This window comes from Trabulsiella odontotermitis (assembly GCF_001297775.1).
In the GTDB taxonomy this organism is placed as follows: Bacteria; Pseudomonadota; Gammaproteobacteria; order Enterobacterales; family Enterobacteriaceae; genus Trabulsiella; species Trabulsiella odontotermitis.
Genome location: NZ_LIFX01000011.1, coordinates 72,268 through 95,416 on the forward strand (window position 1 = coordinate 72,268; position 23,149 = coordinate 95,416).

Annotated in this window: 14 protein-coding genes; 8 read left to right on the forward strand and 6 right to left on the reverse strand. The window is 56.8% G+C overall.

The window, feature by feature from the left end:
* From mdtC to AOY23_RS15520, 3 genes are read right to left on the reverse strand one after another with little or no spacing between them, the layout of a single operon-like run.
* Positions 1-3,078 carry a multidrug efflux RND transporter permease subunit MdtC gene (gene mdtC / locus AOY23_RS15510; protein ID WP_054180254.1) on the reverse strand — a complete coding sequence of 1,026 codons (3,078 nt, stop codon included), beginning with the start codon at positions 3,076-3,078 and terminating at the stop codon, positions 1-3.
* Positions 3,079-6,201: an MdtB/MuxB family multidrug efflux RND transporter permease subunit gene (locus AOY23_RS15515; protein WP_054180255.1), complete on the reverse strand. Its 3,123-nt coding sequence runs from the start codon at positions 6,199-6,201 to the stop codon at positions 3,079-3,081.
* Complete coding sequence (locus tag AOY23_RS15520; protein WP_054180256.1) at positions 6,201-7,454, reverse strand: MdtA/MuxA family multidrug efflux RND transporter periplasmic adaptor subunit; 1,254 nt, start codon at positions 7,452-7,454, stop codon at positions 6,201-6,203. Before AOY23_RS15520 ends, AOY23_RS15515 begins: the two co-directional genes overlap by 1 nt.
* A gap of 285 nt (positions 7,455-7,739) precedes the next feature.
* Between AOY23_RS15520 and AOY23_RS22660 the strand changes: the two genes are divergently transcribed.
* Positions 7,740-7,799 (forward strand): type I toxin-antitoxin system Ibs family toxin, encoded by a 60-nt coding sequence (locus AOY23_RS22660; RefSeq protein ID WP_072171031.1) that lies wholly within the window; start codon positions 7,740-7,742, stop codon positions 7,797-7,799.
* A 99-nt stretch (positions 7,800-7,898) separates the two neighbouring features.
* Here AOY23_RS22660 and yegD read toward each other — a convergent pair whose 3' ends face one another.
* Positions 7,899-9,251 (reverse strand): molecular chaperone, encoded by a 1,353-nt coding sequence (yegD, locus tag AOY23_RS15525; RefSeq protein WP_054180257.1) that lies wholly within the window; start codon positions 9,249-9,251, stop codon positions 7,899-7,901.
* Positions 9,252-9,384: 133 nt separating this feature from the next.
* Here yegD and alkA point away from each other — a divergent pair, with 133 nt between their 5' ends.
* A complete protein-coding gene (alkA, locus tag AOY23_RS15530; RefSeq protein ID WP_054180258.1) occupies positions 9,385-10,233 on the forward strand; it encodes a DNA-3-methyladenine glycosylase 2 in 849 nt (282 codons plus the stop codon).
* Here the strand turns inward: alkA and AOY23_RS15535 are convergent.
* Positions 10,226-13,552, reverse strand: a complete 3,327-nt coding sequence (locus tag AOY23_RS15535) for a diguanylate cyclase (RefSeq protein WP_054180259.1) — start codon at positions 13,550-13,552, stop codon at positions 10,226-10,228. The two genes, alkA and AOY23_RS15535, sit on opposite strands and share 8 nt — an antisense overlap.
* 342 nt (positions 13,553-13,894) lie before the next feature.
* Between AOY23_RS15535 and udk the strand changes: the two genes are divergently transcribed.
* The 3 genes from udk to asmA all read left to right on the forward strand — a co-directional run bounded on the left by udk (position 13,895) and on the right by asmA (position 17,079).
* The gene (udk, locus tag AOY23_RS15540; protein ID WP_054180260.1) at positions 13,895-14,536 is read left to right on the forward strand and encodes a uridine kinase; all 642 of its coding nucleotides are present in this window, start codon (positions 13,895-13,897) and stop codon (positions 14,534-14,536) included.
* A 90-nt stretch (positions 14,537-14,626) separates the two neighbouring features.
* Positions 14,627-15,208, forward strand: a complete 582-nt coding sequence (dcd, locus tag AOY23_RS15545; RefSeq protein ID WP_054180261.1) for a dCTP deaminase — start codon at positions 14,627-14,629, stop codon at positions 15,206-15,208.
* Positions 15,209-15,234: 26 nt separating this feature from the next.
* Positions 15,235-17,079 (forward strand): outer membrane assembly protein AsmA, encoded by a 1,845-nt coding sequence (gene asmA / locus AOY23_RS15550; protein ID WP_054180262.1) that lies wholly within the window; start codon positions 15,235-15,237, stop codon positions 17,077-17,079.
* 35 nt (positions 17,080-17,114) lie between these two features.
* On the opposite strand, the gene AOY23_RS15555 is transcribed toward asmA, so the two are convergent.
* Complete coding sequence (locus AOY23_RS15555) at positions 17,115-18,695, reverse strand: TerC family protein (RefSeq protein ID WP_054180365.1); 1,581 nt, start codon at positions 18,693-18,695, stop codon at positions 17,115-17,117.
* A gap of 688 nt (positions 18,696-19,383) precedes the next feature.
* Here AOY23_RS15555 and AOY23_RS15565 point away from each other — a divergent pair.
* The 3 genes from AOY23_RS15565 to wzc are packed head-to-tail and all read left to right on the forward strand — an operon-like array spanning position 19,384 to position 23,131.
* Complete coding sequence (locus tag AOY23_RS15565; RefSeq protein WP_054180264.1) at positions 19,384-20,517, forward strand: polysaccharide export protein; 1,134 nt, start codon at positions 19,384-19,386, stop codon at positions 20,515-20,517.
* Between the two features lie 5 nt (positions 20,518-20,522).
* Positions 20,523-20,966, forward strand: coding sequence for a low molecular weight protein-tyrosine-phosphatase Wzb (gene wzb / locus AOY23_RS15570; protein ID WP_054180366.1), 444 nt, complete (start codon positions 20,523-20,525; stop codon positions 20,964-20,966).
* A gap of 2 nt (positions 20,967-20,968) precedes the next feature.
* Positions 20,969-23,131 carry a tyrosine-protein kinase Wzc gene (wzc, locus tag AOY23_RS15575; RefSeq protein WP_054180265.1) on the forward strand — a complete coding sequence of 721 codons (2,163 nt, stop codon included), beginning with the start codon at positions 20,969-20,971 and terminating at the stop codon, positions 23,129-23,131.
* Positions 23,132-23,149 lie beyond the last annotated feature (18 nt).

Here is a 23,149-nt window from a genome sequence, read left to right on the forward strand (position 1 = left end):
TCACCCGGTTACAGGTTGTCGGGATTTGCGGGCAAAGCGCAAACGCAGACGGTCAAAGAAAAGATACACCACCGGCGTGGTGTACAACGTCAGTAGCTGGCTCATCACCAGACCACCCACAATGGTAATTCCCAGCGGCTGGCGCAGTTCGGAGCCATCGCCGCCGGATAACACTAACGGTAACGCACCAAACAGCGCCGCCAGCGTGGTCATCATAATCGGCCGGAAACGCAGCAGGCAGGCCTGAAAAATAGCCTCTTCAGGCGGTAGATTGCCGGTGCGTTGCGCCTCAAGCGCAAAGTCGACCATCATGATGGCATTCTTTTTGACGATACCAATGAGCAGCATGATACCAATCAGCGCGATTAAGCTAAATGGGGCGCCGAAAAGTTGTAGCGCCAGCAACGCGCCAACCCCGGCCGACGGCAGCGTGGAGAGAATGGTCAACGGGTGCACATAGCTCTCGTAGAGGATCCCCAGCACAATATAAACCGTGGCGATGGCGGCCAGAATCAGGATCACCTGTGATTGCATCATCGACTGGAAAACCTGCGCCGTGCCAGCGAAACTGCCGCGCACGCTCGGCGGTACGCCCAGTTGCGTCATCGTTCGTTCAATGGCCGCGCTGGCATCCGACAGCGATTTCCCGGTCGGCAGGTTAAACGAGACGGTGGAGGCCGCCGAAAGCCCTTCATGATTCACCGACAGCGGCGCGTTGGCGGGCTGCCATTTGGCAAAATAGGAGAGCGGAATTGCTTTGCCGTCGCTGTTAATCACAAACATCTGATCCAGCGCGCTAACGTCCTGGGTATAAACCGGATCCACCTCCATCACCACTTTATACTGGTTCAGCGGCTGATAAATGGTCGAGATCTGGCGCTGGCCGAAAGCGTTGTTCAGCAGGCTGTTTGCGGCTTCTACATTAATGCCCAGCCGTGACATGGTTTCGCGATCATAAACCAGATCCATCTCAGCACCGTTGTCATCGCTGTCGGAGTTGACATCCGCCAGTTCCGGCAAAGCCGCCAGCGCCCGGCGGATTTTCGGCTCCCACTCACGCAGGGCGGCGAGATCGTCCGACAGCAGGGTGTACTGATAGCTGGCGTTGGCCTGACGACCGCCCACGCGGATATCCTGCACCGCCATCAGAAACAGATTCGCCCCGGGTTCTTTCGACAGCTTAACGCGCAGCCTGTCTATCACCTGCTGTGCGGTCTCCTGACGCTGGTCGCGGGATTTCAGAGTAATAAACATCATGCCGCTGTTCACCCGCGAACCGCCGGTAAAGCCGGTGACGTTATCAACGGCGGGATCTTCACGGATGATTTTCATGAAGTCCTGTAATTTGCCGCGCATGGCCTGGAAAGAGATGCTCTGATCTGCGCGAATACCGCCCATCAGCACGCCGGTATCCTGTTCCGGAAAGAAGGTTTTCGGAATGGAGATGTAGAGCCAGATATTGAGCGCAATGGTGCCCAACAGCACCACGCCGACCAGCCGGGTATGGTTCAGCACCCAGCGCAGCGAGCGGCCATACCCCTGTTGCATCGCTACCAGCATACGGCCAAAGCCGCGCTTGCGCACCGGTTGATGCGCCTTATGGCTTTTCAGCAGCCAGCCGCACATCATGGGCGTCAGGGTTAACGATACCGCCAGCGAAATCCCGATAGCGACCGACAGCGTCACCGCAAACTCACGTAATAACCGGCCCGGCAGTTCGCCCATCAGCAGCAGCGGTAAAAAGACCGCCACCAGCGACAGACTCATCGATAGCACGGTAAAACCGACTTCCCGGCTTCCCTGAAGCGCGGCCTGCAACGGTTTTACCCCCGCTTCGAGGTGTCGCGAGATATTCTCCAGCACCACAATCGCGTCATCGACCACAAACCCGGTGGCGATGGTCAGTGCCATCAGCGACAGGTTATTCAGGCTGAAACCGCATAAATACATGGCGGCAAAGGTGCTGATCAGCGAAACGGGCACTGCCACCGCCGGGATCAGCGTTGCGCGCCCGGAACGCAAAAAGAGGAACACCACGAGGATCACCAGCGCGACGGAGATCACCAGCGTCTGCTCCACTTCTTCCAGCGAGGCGCGAATGGTGGGGGAGCGATCCTGGGCAATCTGCAGGTCAATGGCGGCGGGAATGGTCTCTTTGAGTTCCGGCAGACGGGCGCGGATCGCATCAACGGTCTGAATGATGTTGGCTTCCGGCAGCTTGCGGATCATCAACAGAATGGCTGGTTTCGCGTTGGTCATCCCGGCATTACGCACGTCCTGCACTGAGTCGCTGACTGTCGCCACATCGCCCAGACGCACCGCTGCGCCATTGTTGTAATGGACGATGACCGGTTTGTATTCGTCGGCGGTTTTTAACTCGTCATTGGTGGCAAGCTGCCAGCGATGGCTGCCATCTTCAACCGCGCCCTGCGGTTTACGCACGTTGGCGTTGCTGATGGCGCTGCGCACGTCATCCAGCGAAACACCCTGGTTGAACAGCGCCTGCGGGTTGAGATCGACGCGCACGGCGGGCAGCGAACTGCCGCCGACATCCACGTCGCCTACGCCTTCGATTTGCGCCACCGTCTGTGCTAATTGCGTTGAGGCGAAATCGTACAGCTCGCCCTGCGAGTAGGTGTCTGACGTTAACGTCAGGATCATGATTGGCGCGTCAGACGGGTTGGCTTTGCGATAGGTCGGGCGGCTCGGCATGCCAGTTGGCAACAGGCTTTGTGAGGCATTAATTGCCGCCTGTACGTCGCGTGCCGCACCGTTAATATCTTTACTGAGATCGAATTGCAGGATGATGCGTGTGCTGCCAAGCGAGCTGGTGGAAGTCATTTCGTTGACCCCGGCGATGCGCCCTAATGCCCGTTCCAGCGGTGTGGCGACGGACGAGGCCATGGTTTCTGGCGACGCGCCGGGCAACGAGGCGCTGACCATGATCACCGGGTAATCCACCTGCGGCAGCGGGGCGACCGGCAACAGCCGGAACCCCAGCGCGCCGCAAAGAGTGATGGCGAGCGAAATGAGGATCGTCGCCACCGGGCGGTAAATGAAGAGGGCGAAAAACTTCATTTACGCCTCCTCTTCACGTTTCGGGAAACGGCTCTTCAGGTGCAGCGACAGGCGGTCAAACAGCAGGTAGATAACCGGCGTGGTGAACAGGGTTAACACCTGGCTGACCAGCAGACCGCCGACCATGCCGATCCCCAGCGGACGACGCAGTTCGGCGCCGACGCCGGTGCTCAGCATCAGCGGCAGCGCACCGAGCAACGCTGCCAGCGTGGTCATCAGAATCGGCCGGAAACGCAGCAGACACGCCTGGTAGATTGCCTCGCGCGGCGGCATACCCTGCTCGCGTTCGGCGGCCAGCGCAAAGTCGATCATCATGATGGCGTTTTTCTTCACGATACCGATCAGCAGAATAATGCCGATGATGGCAATCACGTCGAGTTCGCTACCGGCGAGCAGCAATGCCAGCAGTGCGCCAACCCCCGCCGTGGGCAGCGTCGACAGAATAGTGATCGGGTGAATAAAGCTTTCATACAGAATGCCGAGCACGATGTACATCGCCACAATCGCGGCGATCACCAGCCAGACGGTGCTGCTGAGCGCCGACTGAAATGCCAGCGAACTGCCCTGGAATTCGGTGCGAATATCGGCGGGCAGATTCAGCGTTTTTTCGGCACTCATGATGGCGTCGACCGCATCACCCAGCGACGAGCCCTGCGCGACGTTGAACGAAATGGTGGTGACCGGGAACTGATCCAGATGGTTCACTGACAGCGGTGTAAAACGCTGCTCAACTTTCGCAATGGCCGTCAGCGGGACGCTGCCGCCACTGCTGCTGGTGAGACGAATATTGTCCAGCGCCGCCAGCCCCGGCGTTTCGCTGGTGTCATGCTCCAGCACCACGCGATACTGGTTGGACTGGGTGTAAATCGTCGAGATCAGTCGCTGACCAAAGGCGTTATACAGCGCGTTATCGACATCAGACATTGAAATGCCGAGGCGGCTGGCGCTGTCGCGATCAACGTTAACGTATGCCGCCAGCCCTTTATCCTGCCAGTCGCTGCTGACGTCAGCCAGTTGCGGCAGCGCCTGTAACTGCGTCATCAGTTGCGGTACCCAGGTACTGAGCGCGTCCAGCGAGTTCGCCTGCAGCGTAAACTGATACTGCGTGCGGCTGACAGTGGTGTCGATGGTCAGATCCTGCGCCGGTTGCAGGTAAAGTTCGATGCCAGGAACGCCATCGATCTCGTGCTGCAGACGGCGGATGACGGTCTGGACGCGATCGTCACGCTGAGCCAGCGGCTTGAGGTTAATCTGTAAACGCGCGCTGTTCAGCGCCGGATTGGTACCGTCAACACCGACAAACGTGGTCATGCTTTCTACTGCCGGATCACTCAGGATTTTATCCGCAGCCTGCTGCTGGCGCTGCGCCATGCTGGCGAAGGAGACCGACTGTGGTGCCTGCAACGTGCCCTGAATGATGCCGTTGTCCTGCACCGGGAAAAAGCCTTTCGGAATAAAAACCCACAGCAAAATGGAGAGCACCAGCGTTGCCAGCGCCACGCCCAGCGTCAGCCACGGATGGTTCAGCACCTTCGCCAGCCAGCGACCGTACCCGGCGATCACGTTGTCAAAGAAGCGCTCACTGGCGCGCGAAAAACGGTTTTGCTTGCGCAGCGATTCGTGACTCAGCATGCGTGCGCACATCATCGGCGTCAGCGTCAGCGAAACGATGGCGGAGATTAAAATCGCCACCGCCAGGGTAACCGCAAATTCGCGGAACAGACGCCCCACGATGTCGCCCATAAACAGCAGCGGGATCAGCACGGCAATCAGCGAGAAGGTCAGTGAAATGATGGTAAAGCCGATCTCCCCGGCACCTTTCAGCGCCGCGGCCAGCGGCTTTTCGCCTTTTTCGATATAGCGCGAGATGTTCTCGATCACCACGATGGCGTCATCGACCACGAAACCGGTGGCAATGGTGAGCGCCATCAGCGTCAGGTTGTTGATCGAGAAGTCGAGGAACACCATCACCGCAAACGTACCAACCAGCGACAGCGGGACCGCCACGCCGGGAATAATGGTGGCGGGGATGTTGCGTAAGAACAGGTAGATAATCATCACCACCAGCGCGATTGCCAGCATCAGCTCAAATTGCGTGTCGCTGACCGATGCGCGAATGTTGGTGGTGCGGTCGGACAAGACTTTGACCTGCACCGATTTCGGCAGGCTCTCCGTCAGTTGCGGCAGCATCTGGCGAATGCTGTCGGCGGTATCAATGATATTGGCGCCCGGCTGACGCTGGACGTTCATCACAATCGCCTGTTCTTTGTTGGCCCATGCGCCCAGCCAGCTGTTTTCCGCCCCTTGTTCAACAGCTGCCACATCGCCCAGACGAACAGGAGCACCGTTCTGATAAGCAATGATTAACTGACGATACTCTTCGGCGGACTGCATCTGGTCATTCGCCGACAGCGTCACTGCACGCGCCGGGCCGTCAAGGCTCCCTTTTGCCGAGTTGACGTTCGCGCTGGTGATCGCCGTACGTACCGTCTCGCTGGTCAGACCCAGCGCGGCGATGGCTTGCGCGTTAAGTTTCACCCGCACCGCCGGGCGCTGGCCGCCCGCCAGGGTGACCAGACCGACGCCATTGACCTGAGAAATCTTCTGCGCGACGCGGGTTTCGACCATATCTTCCACCTGGGTCATTGGCATGGCAGAAGAGGTGACGGCGAGCGTCATGATGGGCGGATCGGCAGGGTTAACTTTGCTGTAAACCGGCGGATTGGGTAAATCGTCCGGCAGCAGGTTGGTCGCCGCGTTGATGGCGGCCTGCACTTCCTGCTCGGCGACATCCAGCGGTAACGTCAGCTGAAATTGCAGGGTGACCACCGAGGCGCCGCCGGAGCTTTGCGACGACATTTGTTTGAGTCCGGACATCTGCCCGAACTGGCGTTCAAGCGGCGCGGTAATGGCCGACGTGACCACATCCGGACTGGCGCCAGGGTACAGCGTGACGACCTGAATCGTCGGGTAATCGACCTCCGGCAGGGCAGAGACCGGCAGGAAACGATAACCAATCACCCCGGCGAGCAAAATCGCCACCATCAACAGCGTGGTGGCGACAGGGCGCATGATAAACAGACGGGACGGGCCGCCCGTACTGCCCGGCGGTAATACCTGCATCAGGAGCGTGCTCCTTTCTGTCCATAGTCACGCGCGGTCGGTTTTTCTGCCGGGGCTGCGGTGGCGTTTTGCGCTTCCACCACTTCCACTTTCGCGCCTTCTGTCAGACGGTCGATACCGTCGGTGATCACCCGGTCGCCTGCCGATAATCCGGCGCTGATGACCACTTTCTGACTGTCCTGAATGCCGGGAGTGACATTGTGTTTACTGACTTTGTTGTCTGCGTTCAGCACCCAGACGAAGTGACCGTCGTTGCCCATTTGTAGCGCGGCGGTTGGGATCACCACCGCGTTTTGTTCGGTATCCACCAGCATGCGCGCGTTGACGAACTGGTTGGGAAACAGTGCGTCATCTTCGTTGTTAAAGCGTGCTTTCAGCTTGATGGTGCCGGTGGTGGCGTCAATCTGGTTATCCAGACTCAGTAGCGTCCCGGCGCTCAGTTTCTGCTTATTGGTGCGGTCCCACGCTTCCACCGTCAGGGTTTTCCCGGCTTTTTGCGCCTGAACGATGGTCGCGATGTTGTTCTCCGGCAGGGTAAAGACCAGATCGATAGGATGCGTCTGGGTCAGTACCACAATGCCGTTGGTGTCGCTGGTGGAGATCTGATTGCCGATATCAACCTGTTTCAAACCGACACGACCGTCAATGGGGGCGGTGATGCGCGTCCAGTCGAGCTGCAACTGCGCGCTGGCGACGCTCGCCTCATCGGCCTTAACGGTACCCTGGCTTTCGCTGACCAGCGCCTGCTGGGTGTCGAGATCCTGACGGGAGACGAGACTGGTTTTCACCAGTTGCTGATAACGCGCCAGATCACGGCGCGCATTGGCGAGGGTTGCCATGTCTTTCGCCAGTTGGCCCTGGGCCTGCGCCAGTGTCACTTTAAACTGGCTGGGGTCGATTTCCGCCAGCAGGTCGCCCGCTTTTACCTGTTGCCCTTCCTGGAAGTGAATAGCCAGCAACTGACCCTCCACCCGGCTGCGAACGGTAACGGTGTTGGCTGCGGTGATGGTACCAAGCCCGGTGAGATAACGGGGGACGGATTCGCTGGTGGCCGTTGCCGCCTGGACGGGAGCCAGCGCGCCACCAAAACGTCCGCCTCTTCGTGCCCCGGCAGCTGGCTTTTGCCCTTGCTCTTTGGCTGTGGGCATCGTCGTTTCCGGCGCGGAGCGACTGTACCAGTAGCCAGCGGCGACAATCACCACCACAATCACGGCCAGAGCACTTCCCCAGCGGGTTTTCTTACTGCCTTTCATCGTTATCGACTCTCATCCTGAAACGTGTCGGAGATGATACTAGTTTAGTCATCGCCTTCCCCGGAAAAATGGAGGAAATATGAAACACCGTCAGGATTCGTCTGAGATGCGGTAAATATCAGTGTTTTACGAGGCGCCTCGCAAGGCGGAAGGAAAGCTGAGCAGGAAACCCGCGTTGCGCGCTAAAGTGCGTACCGGCAGGGAGGTCAGGCTGAAAGGATTTCAGCAAGGGGCTGAAACGGGAAAGCCCCTCCCGAGGAAGGGGCCTTTAGAAGGAAAGGGCATATGATGAAGCTCGTCATCATACTGGTGATACTCTTAGTCATAAGTTTCACAGCTTACTAAGACACCAGGGGGAGGATACTCCTCCCTTTCCCTTATCCCTTCACGTTAAGACGAATACGCGGCGGAGTCAATCCCGCTTTCCCGAGGCAGATCGTGAAATCAGGCAAAAATGACCTGTGCCCAACGCGCCAGTCCGGCGGTTACTGAACCGAAATCATCACCCCCGGCGACTGGAATGCCAGGAAGCTGTTCGCTCAGCGCTTTGCGAATCAACGGCGAGCGCGCACTGCCGCCGGTCAGGTAGATGACGTCAGGACGCACGTTGCTGTTGTCGAGCGCTAACTGGACCTGCTCCAGAATGCGCGCCAGCGGCTGGTTCAGCGCCGCTTCCAGCCCGAGCTGGTTGATTTCCGTCGCCAGTGATTCGCTGATAAACGGCAGCGTCGTGGTGATGTTCTGACGGTCGGAGAGGGCGATTTTGCTCTCTTCGGCGCTGCGTACCAGCCGGTAGCTCAGACGTTGTTGCCAGACCTTCAGCAACAGCGCGACTTTTTCGGCGTCGCGAGCGTCACGGACCATATCGCGCAGCGCCCGGCCGTTAGCGCTGCTGTAGAAATCGCTTTGCGCCGGAATGTCGTTGATAGCCACCGCATTCCACCACGGCAGCACCGGTAACGCGATGCCTTTCTCCGTTTCGCCACCCATACCCAGCAGCGGCATCAGGCATTTAAACGCCAGCGCGATGTCCAGATCGTTACCGCCAATGCGGCAACCGCTGTGACCGAGCAGGCTTTGCGCGCGATCCTGACGGTGACCCCATGTTGGCCCCATCAGCAGCAAAGAACAGTCGGTAGTACCCCCGCCGATATCCACCACTAACACGCGCTTTTCTTCTGTCAGCGTGGCTTCGAAATCAAGCCCGGCGGCGACCGGTTCGTACTGAAAGACGACATCGCGAAAACCCGCACGTTTTGCCGCGCGTTCGAGGATCCCCTGTGCCTGCTGGTTGGCCTCTTCACCACCCAGCCCCTGGAAGTTAATCGGGCGACCAATCACCGCCTGGTCTATCTCTTCCGGTAACTGCGACTGCGCCTGCTGTTTGATATGCAGCATCATCGCGCAGACCAGATCCTCAAACAGCGCCACCTGCTGCGGCTTCAGGCCACTGGCGCCGAGGAATGATTTCGGTGACTTGACGAACCAGACTTCTTCAGGATCGTCCATATACTGTTTCAGCGAGGCGAGACCAAACTGCACGCTGTTTCGCAGCACCTCAATGTCTTCATCGCGATTGAACGTAATAGCCCGGCGCAACAGCGCCTGGGTTTCATCACCCAGTAACGGTACATCATGATGGCGGTACAGCCATTCACTGACCGCTTCGCGCGTCGGCGCGCAGAGCATCGACGGCAACAGAGTGCTGCCGTTTTCCATGGTGAGCAGTCGCGGGCTGTCGTCCTGCATGACCGCCACCGAACAGTTTGCGGTGCCGTAATCAAAACCAATAAACACGTCACTTATCCCCATGCCAGTGAAGAAAGGGTGGCGACTTTAGCCGAATGTGGCGACGACGACAACAGGAATATAAAAGCAAGGCATGCTGGCGTCGTGACGTATATGCTGTAACCACTGATAAGGAGCTTTCATGTATACATTGCGCTGGCTACCGCCTTATGACTGGGACTGGATGTTTGGTTTTCTGAAGATGCGTGCCGTCGAGGGCGTTGAAGTGTTCAGCGACGGGCGCTACACCCGCAGTTTTGCGCTCGACGGTCATCGGGGGCTGATGGTGCTGGAGCCGGACGAAAACACGCAGACACTACGGGTCACCCTGAGCGACGGGCTGTTGCCGGTCGCAGAACAATGCCTGGCACGGATCGAGCGTCTGCTGGATTTGAACTGCGATCCGCAGGTGGTATCGGGCGCACTGGGAGCGCTTGGCGCGCCGCGTCCTGGGCTGCGTTTACCCGGTGCACTGGATGCGTTTGAGCAGGGAATTCGGGCGATTCTGGGGCAACTGGTGAGCGTCACCATGGCGGCAAAACTGACCTCGAAAGTGGTGCACGCCTGTGGGGAGCCGCTGGAAAACGCGCCAGGGTTTTATTGTTTCCCGATGCCGCAGCAACTGGCGCAGGCGGATCCGCTGCGTCTGAAATCCCTCGGCATGCCGCTGAAGCGGGCGGAGGCGCTGATCCATCTGGCGAACGCGGCGCTGAGCGGTGAACTCCCGCTGACCGCGCCTGATAACATCGAACAGGGGATGAAATCCCTGCAATCATTTCCCGGCATAGGCCGCTGGACGGCCAACTATTTTGCCCTGCGCGGCTGGCAGGCCAAAGACGTGTTCCTGCCCGATGATTATCTGATCAAGCAGCGTTTCCCCGGCATGACGCCCGCACAAATTCGCCGCTATGCCGAACGCTGGCAGCCGTGGCGCTCGTATGCCCTGTTGCATATCTGGTACACCGACGGCTGGGCACCGGACATCAGTTAATCGCGAAATAGCTGCTGTGCAGGACCAGCTCCAGCGGCTGGTTTTGTGAGATGGTGTCACCGTAGATCATATCAATGCCGATGCCTGACAGCGTGTCCATCACCAGCGATTCGTTGGTCGGCCCGGCGATGGTTTTCATTCCCAGCCGGTGCGCGTGACCGTGCACGATGGTCACCATCATTTCATCCATCAGATTGAGATGCACGTTAACCACGATGTCGGGGTCAAGCATGATGTAGTCAGCGGTGTCCGGCGTCAGGCGGTTAAAGACCTCCAGATCCTGACCCGGATGGCTGAGAATCAGTTTGCAGCCCGCCTGGCGTAACCGCAGAATGCTCTGCGCCATCGTTTTATCCTCACTGAGCAGGTCGTCGCTACTGATGACAAAATGCAGCAGCCGCGCGGGTATCTGGCTTTCCGTCAGTTGACTGAGCAACTCGTCAATCAGCGAGGTGCTGGCCAGGCTGGCGGAAGATAACGGCAGACTCACGCTGATGCCTTTCACTGCCACTTTTTGGGCCCACTGGAGGAAAAATTCGCTGAGCAGCCGACGGTCCAGCGCCCGCAGCAGTTCGCTTTCGGACAGGCTGTTGCGGAACGCTTTCTCTTCCAGCATCTCGCCTTCACTGGTCCACAGGCGCAGTGACAGCAGCCAGAAGTGGCTGGATTCCGGAATGCGCGGCGAGGCCACGCTACGGGCCATAAATACCAGATGGTTATCTTTGATGATGTGCCACTTCTCATCCTGCGACATCGTGCTGCGCGCGGGCTGATTTTCCTGCTGCGGTTCGTACACCGTTACCGTGCCGCGCCCGCTGTTTTTCGAGGTGTAACAGGCGATATCGGCCTGCGACATCACTTCGGAGGCCACGCTATTGCTCTCATCAATCAAGGTGATCCCGGCACTGGCGCCGACGCGGTGGGTACGATCTTCCCAGCGGAAATGATAATCATTGATAGCGGAGATGATGCGTGTTGCGGTATAGCGTGCGCTTTCGGTGTTACAGTCCGGCAGCAGCAGACCAAACTCATCGCCACCCAGTCGTGCCAGAATGTCGCTGGTGCGCAGCATGCTGAGCATCAGCGCTGACAGTTCGCGCAACAGCGCGTCACCTGCCGCGTGTCCGGCGGTGTCGTTAACGGCTTTAAAGCGATCGAGATCGATAAACACCAGCGCATGTTTTTGATGCGTTTCATGCACGCTGTGCAGCAGTCGTTTGAGGTGATTCTCAAAGCTGACGCGATTTCCCAGTTGCGTCAGGGCATCGTGGGAGGCGCTGTAACTCAACTGGCGCAGCATTTTGCGCGATTCAGTCACGTCCTGAATAACCAGTACGGTGCCAATGTTATGGCCGTCGAGGGTGCTGAGCGGCGTAATGCTGTAGTGAATATCGTAGCTGCCGCCATGACGGCTGTGCAGTATCAGATCCTGTTCAATATCGGAACGCGAGAAGTCGCCGCTGTAGATGTTTTCCATCAGCGGACCGTTGTCGCCAAAGGTAATATGCAGCACGTTAAGAAGCGGTTGTCCCAGCGCCTGCTCCTGCGTCCAGCCGCTCATGTTTTCCGCCACCGGGTTCATAAAGGTGACGTTCATATGGATATCGGTACACAACACCGCTTCGCCGATGGAATCGAGGGTGATATGCAGGCGCTCTTTTTCCTGGAACAGCGCTTCGTTAAGCTGTTTTACCTCGGTCATATCCATATTGATGCCGAGCAGGCGTTCCACTTCGCCGTTTTTATTCAGGACGCGGTTGGCGAGCGAGCGGATATGACGAATGCCGTCTTTCACCTGAATACGAAACTCCAGCTTGAACGGCGAGCGGGCGCGCAGGGCGTTGCGGACGGTCTGCTCGGCATGGGCGCGATCTTCTTCCAGCACGCAGTTGTACCACAGCTGCCAGGTGGGTTTGAGGTGTGACGGCACGTCGTACATCTCAAACATGCGCTTGTCCCAGCTGATCACGTCCGGCTCCAGCTCCCATTCCCAGATGCCGATGCCTCCGGCTTCGTTGGCAAGGGTAATGCGCTCCATCAGCCGTTTGTTGACCCATTCGGTGTGCTTGAGGTCATTAATATCTTCAATCTGGGCGATGAAATAGAGTGGCGAGCCATCCGCGTGACGCACCAGCGATACCGCCAGCAGCGCCCATACCACGTCCCCTTTGCGGGTATAGTAGCGCTTTTCCATCGAATAGCTGTTGATGTCGCCCTTCACCAGCATGTCCAGCTGGACGAGATCGCTGTTGAGATCTTCAGGCCAGGTCAGTTGCTGAAAAGTCAGCGCCCGCAGTTCGTCCTGGCTGTAACCCAGGAACTGGCACAGCGCTTTGTTAGCCTGCAGCCACTGGCCTTCGGTACCAACTAAGGCCATACCGATCGCCGAATACTCCATCGCATTGCGGAAACGGGCTTCGCTTTCGGTGATGTGCTTACGCTCGGCGCGAAAGGCGTACATCACCATGGTCATGACGTTGGCGGGGAGCAGGATCATCAGGAACGGCAGCCAGGCCGCATTGTTCAGCGCGTAGGTGTGCGGCACGGTGATGATGTCGGGATCGGTGGCCATCATCAGCGACACCATCATCACTGTCAGCAGAAAAACCAGAAAGGCTTCGATGCGCGGCAGGCGGATTGCGCTCCACATCAGCAGGACAATCACGCAGGTGAAAGGCCAGGGCAGCCAGTGCATCGCCAGACCGCTCAGCGCCAGCGTCACAGCGAGGGTGATCAGCGTCTCCAGCAGCAGTCGCGGATCACGGTGGCGCAACAGATAATGGGTTTTAAACAGCAGCCCCAGTGGGACCAGCGCCAGAGCGCCAATGGTTTCTGACAGCACCCAGACGATGATCGTTTGCAGCGGCTGTTCGCCAGGGAGCAGCAGCCAGACCAGAAGCGCGCCAAAGAGGGGCGGGAACACCGCGCTGCCGAGGGCCAGTCGCACCCAGTCGTTGAGATTCTGCAGCGGGTTATAGTTTGTCAGCAGCTTACGCAGCAGCACCGCCCCCACCAGTGCTTCGGCAATATTAATCGCCACATAGCCCAGGTTCGCGGCGGACGCGGGGAACAGCACTAATGAGGCGGCGACATTGCCCACGGAACAGACGAGGGCAATCGTCAGCCAGTATTTTTCGGCATGACGGTAAAAGGCGACCATCATGATTGAGGTCGGGAACCACAGCGGCGCCAGCAGGGTGCCAAAGCGGGTCAGCTCAAGCGAAAAAAGCGTAAAGATGAACGTCGCCAGCCCCAGGCTGATAAAGTGCAGCACAGGATGGGACGGAGTCACGAAAACACGATGATAGGGTTTCTTCATTACTACATTAATCCGTGTAGCTTTCCCGCCAGGGGCAAGCCCGGACGACTGATAGATTATCTGAAGTTATGCTAGTACAAACAATTTACAATTCCTATTGCGGTTGTTCATATTTTGACAGCATCGAGATATTAATTACTTAGAATGGTTGAAAACTGTCGATGCTGCTTCAAAACCAGGCACAAAAATTTGCACTAAGACGGATATTACGCGTTTCTGTAATTGCTTTGGCAGATCCGCAAGCATGACTGGTATCGGCGCGTTGAAATCCCTATAATTGCCGCGTTTGACGCTCCGGCGTCGCCCTTCCCAAACTCCAGGTTAATCAGGTCGCAAAAATATATGACTGAGAAGTCTCATCAGTGCGTCATCGTAGGTATCGCAGGCGCATCGGCATCCGGAAAAAGTCTTATTGCCAGTACGCTTTACCGCGAATTACGTGAACAGGTTGGTGATGAGCATATTGGCGTCATTCCTGAAGACAGCTATTACAAAGATCAAAGTCATCTGTCGATGGAAGAACGTGTCAAAACCAACTATGACCATCCGAACGCGATGGATCACAATCTGCTGTTCCAGCATCTGCAAATGCTCAAGCGCGGCAATCCCATAGAACTTCCGGTTTACAGCTACGTTGAACACACCCGCATGGAAGAGACGGTTCACGTCGTTCCGAAAAAAGTCATTATTCTCGAAGGTATTCTGCTTTTGACTGACGCGCGTCTGCGCGAAGAGATGAACTTCTCCATTTTTGTTGATACCCCCCTCGACATCTGCCTGATGCGCCGCATCCGTCGCGACGTGAACGAGCGCGGGCGGTCGATGGATTCAGTAATGGCGCAGTACCAGAAAACGGTGCGTCCGATGTTCCTGCAGTTTATTGAGCCGTCAAAGCAGTACGCCGATATCATCGTGCCGCGTGGGGGTAAAAACCGTATTGCGATTGATATCCTGAAAGCGAAAATTAGCCAGTTTTTTGAATAAACCCCGTGAATTGTGTAACGTTCAGAGAGAATCTGTTTAGCCCTTATGCCCCAAAACGGTAAGGGCGCGATGCACGAAAGGAGAATGCGCATGCGTCTGTGTGACCGAGATATAGAAGCCTGGCTGGACGAAGGCCGCCTGTCGATTACCCCGCGTCCGCCCGTTGAGCGTATCAACGGCGCCACGGTGGATGTCCGCCTGGGCAATAAATTCCGCACCTTTAGCGGTCATACCGCGGCGTTTATCGACCTGAGCGGGCCGAAAGCGGAAGTGAGCGCGGCGCTGGATCGCGTAATGAGCGAAGAGATTGTGCTGGCCGAAGGCGAGGCGTTTTACCTCCACCCTGGCGAACTGGCGCTGGCGGTCACCTATGAATCGGTCACGCTGCCTGCCGATCTGGTTGGCTGGCTGGACGGGCGTTCGTCGCTGGCGCGTCTTGGATTAATGGTTCACGTCACGGCGCATCGCATCGATCCGGGCTGGTCCGGGTGCATTGTGCTGGAATTCTATAACTCCGGTAAGCTGCCGCTGGCGCTGCGTCCGGGGATGCTGATCGGCGCGTTGAGCTTTGAACCGCTGTCCGGTCCGGCTGCGCGTCCGTATAACCGCCGTGAAGATGCGAAGTATCGCGATCAGCAGGGTGCTGTTGCCAGCCGTATTGATAAGGACTGAGTTCGCTCAGTTGTATTGAGGGTGCCATGAGACGACTTCTGACGACGCTGATGATTTTACTGGTGGTGATTATCGCCGGGCTCTCTGCGTTGGTGCTGTTGGTCAATCCTAACGATTTTCGCGCTTATATGGTGCGGCAGGTCGAAACGCGAAGCGGCTATCAGTTGCAACTCGACGGGCCGCTGCGCTGGCATGTCTGGCCGCAGCTCAGCATTCTCTCCGGCAGAATGTCGCTGACGGCACCCGGCGCCAGTGAACCGCTGGTGCGCGCGGACAACATGCGTCTTGACGTCTCGCTACTGCCGCTGCTTTCTCACCAGTTGCAGGTTCGACAGGTGATGCTGAAAGGCGCAGTGATCCAGCTTACGCCGCAAACGGAAGCGGTGCGCGGGCAGGACGCGCCGGTGGTACCGAAAGAGAACACGCTGCCGGAAGTGGCAGAAGATCGCGGCTGGTCGTTTGATATCGCGAAGCTGAAAGTGGCGGACAGCGTGCTGGTGTTCCAGCATGACAGCGACGAGCTGGTGACCGTCCGCGACATCCACTTGCAGATGGAGCAGGACGAACAGCATAAAGGCTCAATGGAATTTTCCGGTCGGGTTAATCGCGACCAGCGCGACCTGGCGCTCTCTTTCACGGCGGATATCGACGGCAGCGACTACCCACATACGCTGTCGGCGAATCTGACGCAGCTTAACTGGCAATTTCAGGGCGCCGATCTCCCGACACAGGGCATCACCGGTAAAGGCAGTCTGTTGGCAAGCTGGCAGGAAGAGGGTAAAACCCTCGGTTTCAACAAGCTCAATCTGACGGCGAACGACAGCACCGTCACCGGCAATGCGCAGGTCGTGCTGGCGGATCGTCCAGAATGGGCACTGGATTTGCAGTTCGACAAGCTCAATCTGGACAATCTCCTTTCGCCTGCCAGCGCCGCGACAAACAACAGCGCGGCTCAGCAAGGGCAAAGTCAGGTGAAGCAGCGCCCGGTGATCGCCGACGGCAATCCACAGCCTGACTACAGCGGCCTGCGCGGTTTTACCGCGGCGGTCAAACTGAAAGCGAACCAGATCCTGTGGCGCGGAATGAATTTCAGCCAGGTCAGCGGTGATCTCAGCAACCAGTCGGGTTTACTGACGATTGCCGAATTGCAGGGGCGGCTCGGCGACGGGCACATCTCATTGCCGGGTAAACTCGACGCGCGCCAGAACGACGTACAGGTCGAGTTTCAGCCGAAGCTGGACAACGTTGAAATCGGCACCATCCTGAAAGCGTTTAATTACCCCATTCAACTGACAGGCTCGATGACGCTCGCCGGGGATTTCAGCGGCAGTAAAATTGATGCCGACGATTTCCGCCGCAACTGGCAGGGTGAGGGGCATGTTGAATTGCTCAATACCCGCGCGGAAGGCCTGAACTTCCAGCAGCTTGTGCAGCAGGCGATAGCGCGCAGCGCCAACGTGCAGGCGCAGGAAAACTACGAGACAGCGACCCGGCTGGATAAGCTCGCCAGTGATCTGCAACTCAACAGTGGCGTGCTGACGCTCAGCAACATGGACGGGCAGTCTGCGTTACTGGCGCTGACCGGGCAGGGTTCGCTGGATCTGGTGAAAGAGCAGGGCGATATGCGTTTTAACGTCCGCGTGCTGGAAGGCTGGAAAGGCGACAGCAAGCTGGTGGAAATGCTGAAACAGACCGCCATCCCGCTGCGCGTTTATGGCCCATGGCAGTCGCTGAATTACAGCCTGCAGGTCGATCAGGTGCTGCGTAAGCAGTTGCAGGATGAAATGAAACGCCGCCTGAACGACTGGGCCGATAAAAACAAAGAGAGCCAGAGCGGCAGAGATGTGAAAAAGCTGCTGGAAAAATTGTGATGATGACCGGGCGGCGCTAAGCCGCCCGGTTACTTTCAAACCTCATAATCAGGAAGCTCTTCCGGCGGGAAAATCTGTACCCGCTGCACGCGGTGGTTTTCTACCTCCAGCGTTTTCAGCGTAAAGCCATCCACCACCACTTCTTCTCCCGCCTGCGGCACCCGCTGCAGATGCTCCATCAGCAAACCGGCAATGGTGTGATATTCCCGCTTTTCATCGAGGGGAATCGGCACAAACTGCACCAGATCTTCCAGCGGCATGTGACCGTTCGCCGTCCAGCTGCCATCGGCATTTTTCTGGATATCATGCCGGGCGTCGATCTCTTCGGCTTCGTTAGGCAGATTCCCGGCGATGGTCTCTGTGACGTCGCTCAGCGTGACAATCCCTTCTACCGAACCAAACTCATCAACCACAAACGCAAAGTGAGTGCGGGCGTTGCGGAACTGCTCCAGCGCAGGCAGCAGTGGCAGCGTCTCCGGGAAGACCAGCGGCTGGCGAATCAGTACCCGCAGATTGAGCGGCTCGCCACGCAGCGATTGTTGCAGCAGGTCGATGATATGCACCACGCCCAGCAGATCTTCTTCATTGTCGTCGTTGCTGGTGACCACCAGACGGGTGTGCTGGTTTTTCTCCAGCAGGGCGCGGATCTCTGATTCTGGTGCGCTGAGGTCGATATGCTCGATGTCGTGGCGCGAGGTCATAATGCTGCTGACGGTGCGCTGGTTGAGATTCAGCACGCGCTCGATCATCAACCGCTCCTGCGGGTTAAACAGCTGGCTGTCGTTGTGGTCGGCAATCAGCGATGCGGTTTCGGCATCCAGTTCCGCATCCTCTTTTTGCCCGCTTAGCAGGCGCATGACCGCTTCCGTGGTGCGCGCGCGCAGCGACTGGTTCGCCGACAGAAAACGGCGGCGGTTGAAAATCGCCAGCTGGTTGAGGGCTTCGATCATCACCGAGAAACCAATTGCGGCATACAGATAGCCTTTCGGAATATGGAAACCAAACCCGTCAGCAATCAGGCTGAAGCCAATCATCAGCAGGAAGCTGAGGCACAGAATGACGATGGTCGGGTGGTTATTGACGAAACGAGTGAGCGACTTGCTGGCCAGCAGCATCAGGCTGATGGCGATAATCACCGCTGCCATCATTACCGCGAGGTGGTCAACCATCCCGACGGCGGTGATCACTGAGTCGAGTGAGAACACCGCATCCAGCACCACTATCTGTGTCACAACAGCCCAGAATTTTGCTCCCCGCCGCTGCGTCGGGTTTTCGCTGTCTTTCCCTTCCAGCCTTTCATTTAATTCAACGGTGGCTTTAAACAACAGGAACAGCCCGCCAAACAGCATGATCAGGTCGCGGGCGCTGAAGCTGAGATCGCGGATGCTGAACAACGGTCTGGTGAGGGTGACCAGCCAGGAGATAGACGCAAGCAGCAGCAAACGCATCAGCATCGCCAGGATCAGCCCCGTCACGCGAGCGCGGTCACGCTGCCCGGGCGGAAGCTTTTCAGCGAGGATGGCGATAAACACCAGGTTATCAATACCCAATACCAGCTCGATGACAATCAACGTCATCAGACCGGCCCAGATTGAGGGATCGGCGATCCATTCCATATACGGATTAATACCTTTCGTAACGTAAAAAAAATGACACAAGGAGATCATGGATAAAGCAGAGTTGAAATGCAATATTTACCTGAGATTTATCTCAATAATAAGAATTTATCAGTACCACGATAACCTTATTGTTTCAGGTATTTATTATCACCTTTTTGTATCGTTAAACGGATATGTTCCCGGAAAGAGAGAACACTCGCATATTGTCAATATAAATAAAATCCTAAAAGTATAAAAATGAGCGTTTAATATTATTCTTAAAAACCCCATTTCGGTAGGTTGTTACCTTGCCTGATATTGTCTTAGCTGCAACAATTCTTCCAGCATATCGTGATTAATAATCTTTTGCTTCTTTCATTGCTGTCATATGAAAGCCCGAAAATGATTTCGCAATATGCGTCAGGATATTCTCTGGTAAGCCCTGTGAAGCAGGGTTGTATTCTTTAATTATCTGATTTAACAGTGGATTGGTAACTGGAAGCCAAGGGCGGTAGCGTGCCTGAAGGCGTGACAACCTGCTTCGATTATTCTGTCAATAGCCTGCGAGTAAATATCGTCTTTTTTAGGACAGATACCAATTATATTGCGTTTCGATTAAATGCATTCTGCTTCAACTAAGAATGGTAAAAAGAACGTTATATTTTATTCGCACAGGATAATTTTCTGCCAAAGTGATAAATAATCAATGATGAAATCCAAACTAAAATTGATGCCATTATTGGTGTCGGTAACCTTCATGAGTGGTTGTACTGTCCTTCCCGGCAGCAATATGTCTACCTTCGGTAAAGATGTGATCAAACAGCAAGATGCTGATTTTGACATTGACCGGATGGTGAATGTTTATCCGCTGACCCCGCGACTGATTGACCAATTACGCCCACGACCGAATGTGGCGCAACCCAATATGTCGCTGGATCAGGAGTTAAACAATTACCAGTATCGGGTAGGGCCGGGCGATGTCCTTAACGTGACAGTCTGGGATCACCCGGAACTCACGACCCCTGCGGGGCAATACCGCAGCTCAAGCGACACCGGTAACTGGGTACAGCCTGACGGTTCGATTTTCTATCCGTACGTCGGCAAAGTGCAGGTGGCCGGGAAAACGCTCGCCGAAATTCGTTCGCAGGTGACCTCACGCCTGGCGGCGTATATCAACGACCCGCAGGTTGACGTCAACGTCGCCGCGTTCCGCTCGCAGAAAGCCTACGTCTCCGGGCAGGTGAATAAATCCGGGCAGCAGGCGATCACCAACGTACCGCTGACCGTACTGGATGCCATCAACGCCGCGGGCGGACTGACGGAAGCCGCAGACTGGCGCAACGTGGTGCTGACTCATGATGGACGCGAACAGCGTATTTCGCTGCAGGCGCTGATGCAAAACGGCGACCTCAGCCAGAACCGGTTGCTCTACCCGGGCGACATTCTGTTCGTGCCGCGTAACGACGATCTGAAAGTCTTCGTGATGGGTGAAGTGAAAAAACAGAGCACCCTCAAAATGGACTTCAGCGGCATGACCCTGACCGAAGCGCTGGGCCAGGCGGAAGGCATCGACATGACGACCTCCAACGCCAGCGGCATCTTCGTGATCCGTCCGCTCCAGCAGGACAAAAACGGCAAGATTGCCAACGTTTACCAGCTTGATATGTCCGATGCGACATCCCTGGTCATGGCCACCAACTTCGTGTTGCAGCCGTATGACGTGGTGTATGTCACGACCGCACCGGTTGCCCGCTGGAACCGTCTGATCAACCAGTTGCTGCCAACCATCAGTGGCGTTCGCTACATGACGGATACAGCAAAAGACATCCATACGTGGTAATGCGCATGTTTAACAAAATACTGGTCGTTTGCGTGGGGAACATCTGCCGTTCCCCGACCGCGGAACGTCTGCTGAAAACCTATCACCCCGCGCTGACCGTCGAGTCAGCGGGTCTGGGGGCGCTGGTGGGTAACGGGGCAGACGACTCCGCCGCGAGTGTCGCCGCTGCTCACAATCTCTCGCTTGAAGGGCATTGCGCGCGACAGATTTCCGGGCGGATGTGTCGGGATTATGACCTGATCCTGACCATGGAAAAACGGCACATCACGCGCCTGTGCGACATGGCCCCGGAGATGCGCGGCAAAGTCATGCTGTTTGGTCACTGGGATGATGAACGCGAAATTCCCGATCCGTACCGCAAGAGCCGTGATGCTTTCGAAGCGGTTTACTCCTTACTCGATCAGTCTGCCCGACAGTGGGCACAGGCACTCAAAGCTCAGCAGGGATAACAATGACAGAAAAAATAAAACACGCTGCCCCGCAGGCCTCGGGCAATGATGAAATTGATATCGGACGCCTGATAGGCACGGTCATTGAAGCGAAATGGTGGGTTCTGGGAACGACCGCGCTGTTTGGCCTGGCGGCAGTGATTTACGCGCTGTTTGCCACCCCCATCTACAGCGCCGACGCGCTGGTGCAGATAGAACAAAACACCGGCAGTTCGCTGGTGCAGGATATTAACTCAGCCCTCAACAGCAAACCGCCTGCTTCGGAAGCGGAAATCCAGTTGATTCGCTCGCGTCTGGTGCTGGGCAAAACGGTTGATGATCTGAACCTTGATATCAGCGTGACCAAAAACACCTTCCCGATTTTCGGTGCAGGCTGGGATCGTCTGATGGGGCGGCAGAACGACACCGTTCATGTGGAAACCTTCACGCTGCCCGCCAGCATGAAAGAGCAGGTATTCACGCTTGAAGTGCTGGGGCCCAAACAGTATCTGCTGACCAGCGACGGGGGCTTCAGCGCCCGTGGTGATGTGGGTCAACCGCTCAACAAAGATGGCGTCACGTTGCTGGTGAGTGGCATCAACGCGGAAACCGGTGGCGAATTTACCGTCACCAAATTCTCCACGCTGGGGATGATCAATAACCTGCAGAACAACCTGACGGTTACCGAAACGGGGAAAGACACCGGCGTCCTGAGCCTGAACTTTATCGGTGAAGATCGTGAGCAGATCCGCACCATTCTCGACAACATCACCCGCAACTACCTCGAGCAGAACGTTGAGCGCAAGTCGGAAGAAGCGGCGAAAAGTCTGGCGTTCCTCGCTCAACAACTGCCGGACGTGCGAAGCCACCTCGATGTCGCCGAGAACAAACTCAACGCCTACCGTCAGGAAAAAGACTCTGTCGACCTGCCGCTGGAAGCGAAATCGGTGCTCGATTCGATGGTCAACATCGATGCGCAGCTTAACGAGCTGACCTTCAAAGAGGCGGAGATTTCCAAACTCTACACCAAACGTCACCCGGCATACCGGACGCTGCTGGAAAAACGCCAGGCGCTGGAAGACGAGAAGGCGAACCTGAATCAGCGCGTGACAGCGATGCCGAAAACGCAGCAGGAGATTGTACGTCTGACGCGTGATGTTGAGTCGGGCCAGCAGGTCTATATGCAACTGTTGAACAAACAACAGGAGCTGAAGATTCAGGAAGCAAGCACCGTAGGTGATGTGCGCATCGTCGACCATGCCATCACGCAGCCTGGTGTGCTGAAGCCGAAGAAAGCGCTGATTATCCTCGGCGGTCTGATCCTCGGCCTGATGCTGTCTATCGTCGGCGTGCTGCTGCGCTCGTTGTTCAACCGCGGTATCGAAAGCCCGCAGGCACTGGAAGAGCAAGGGATCAGCGTATACGCCAGCATCCCACTGTCGGAATGGCAGAAGTCGCATGACAGCGTCAAAACCATTCACGGTGTTAAGCGCTACAAGCAAAGTCAGTTGCTGGCGGTGGGTAACCCGACCGACCTCGCGATTGAGGCGATTCGCAGCCTGCGCACCAGTCTCCACTTCGCCATGATGCAGGCGAGAAATAACGTGATGATGCTGACCGGGGTGAGCCCGTCAATCGGTAAAACCTTTGTCTGTGCGAACCTGGCGGCGGTGATCAGTCAGACCAATAAGCGTGTGCTGCTGATCGACTGCGATATGCGTAAAGGCTATACCCACGAACTGCTCGGCACCACCAACACCAACGGTCTGTCAGAGATCCTGGTGGGGAAAGCGGAAATCGAGAGCTGCGCCAAAAAGACCGCCATCAATAATTTCGATCTGGTGCCGCGCGGTCAGGTGCCGCCGAACCCGTCCGAATTGCTGATGAGTGATCGCTTCGCCGAACTGGTCAAGTGGGCGAGCAGTCACTACGACCTGGTGCTGATCGACACCCCGCCGATTCTGGCCGTCACCGACGCCGCCATCGTCGGTCGCCTCGCGGGAACCACGCTGATGGTGGTGCGCTATGCAGTGAACACCCTGAAAGAAGTGGAAACCAGCCTCAGCCGTTTCGAACAGAACGGCATCGAAGTGCGCGGGGTGATCCTCAACTCCATCTTCCGCCGGGCCACGGGCTATCAGGATTACGGTTACTACGAATACGAATATAAGTCTGACAACAAATAAGTTTTCCCTTCTCCCTGA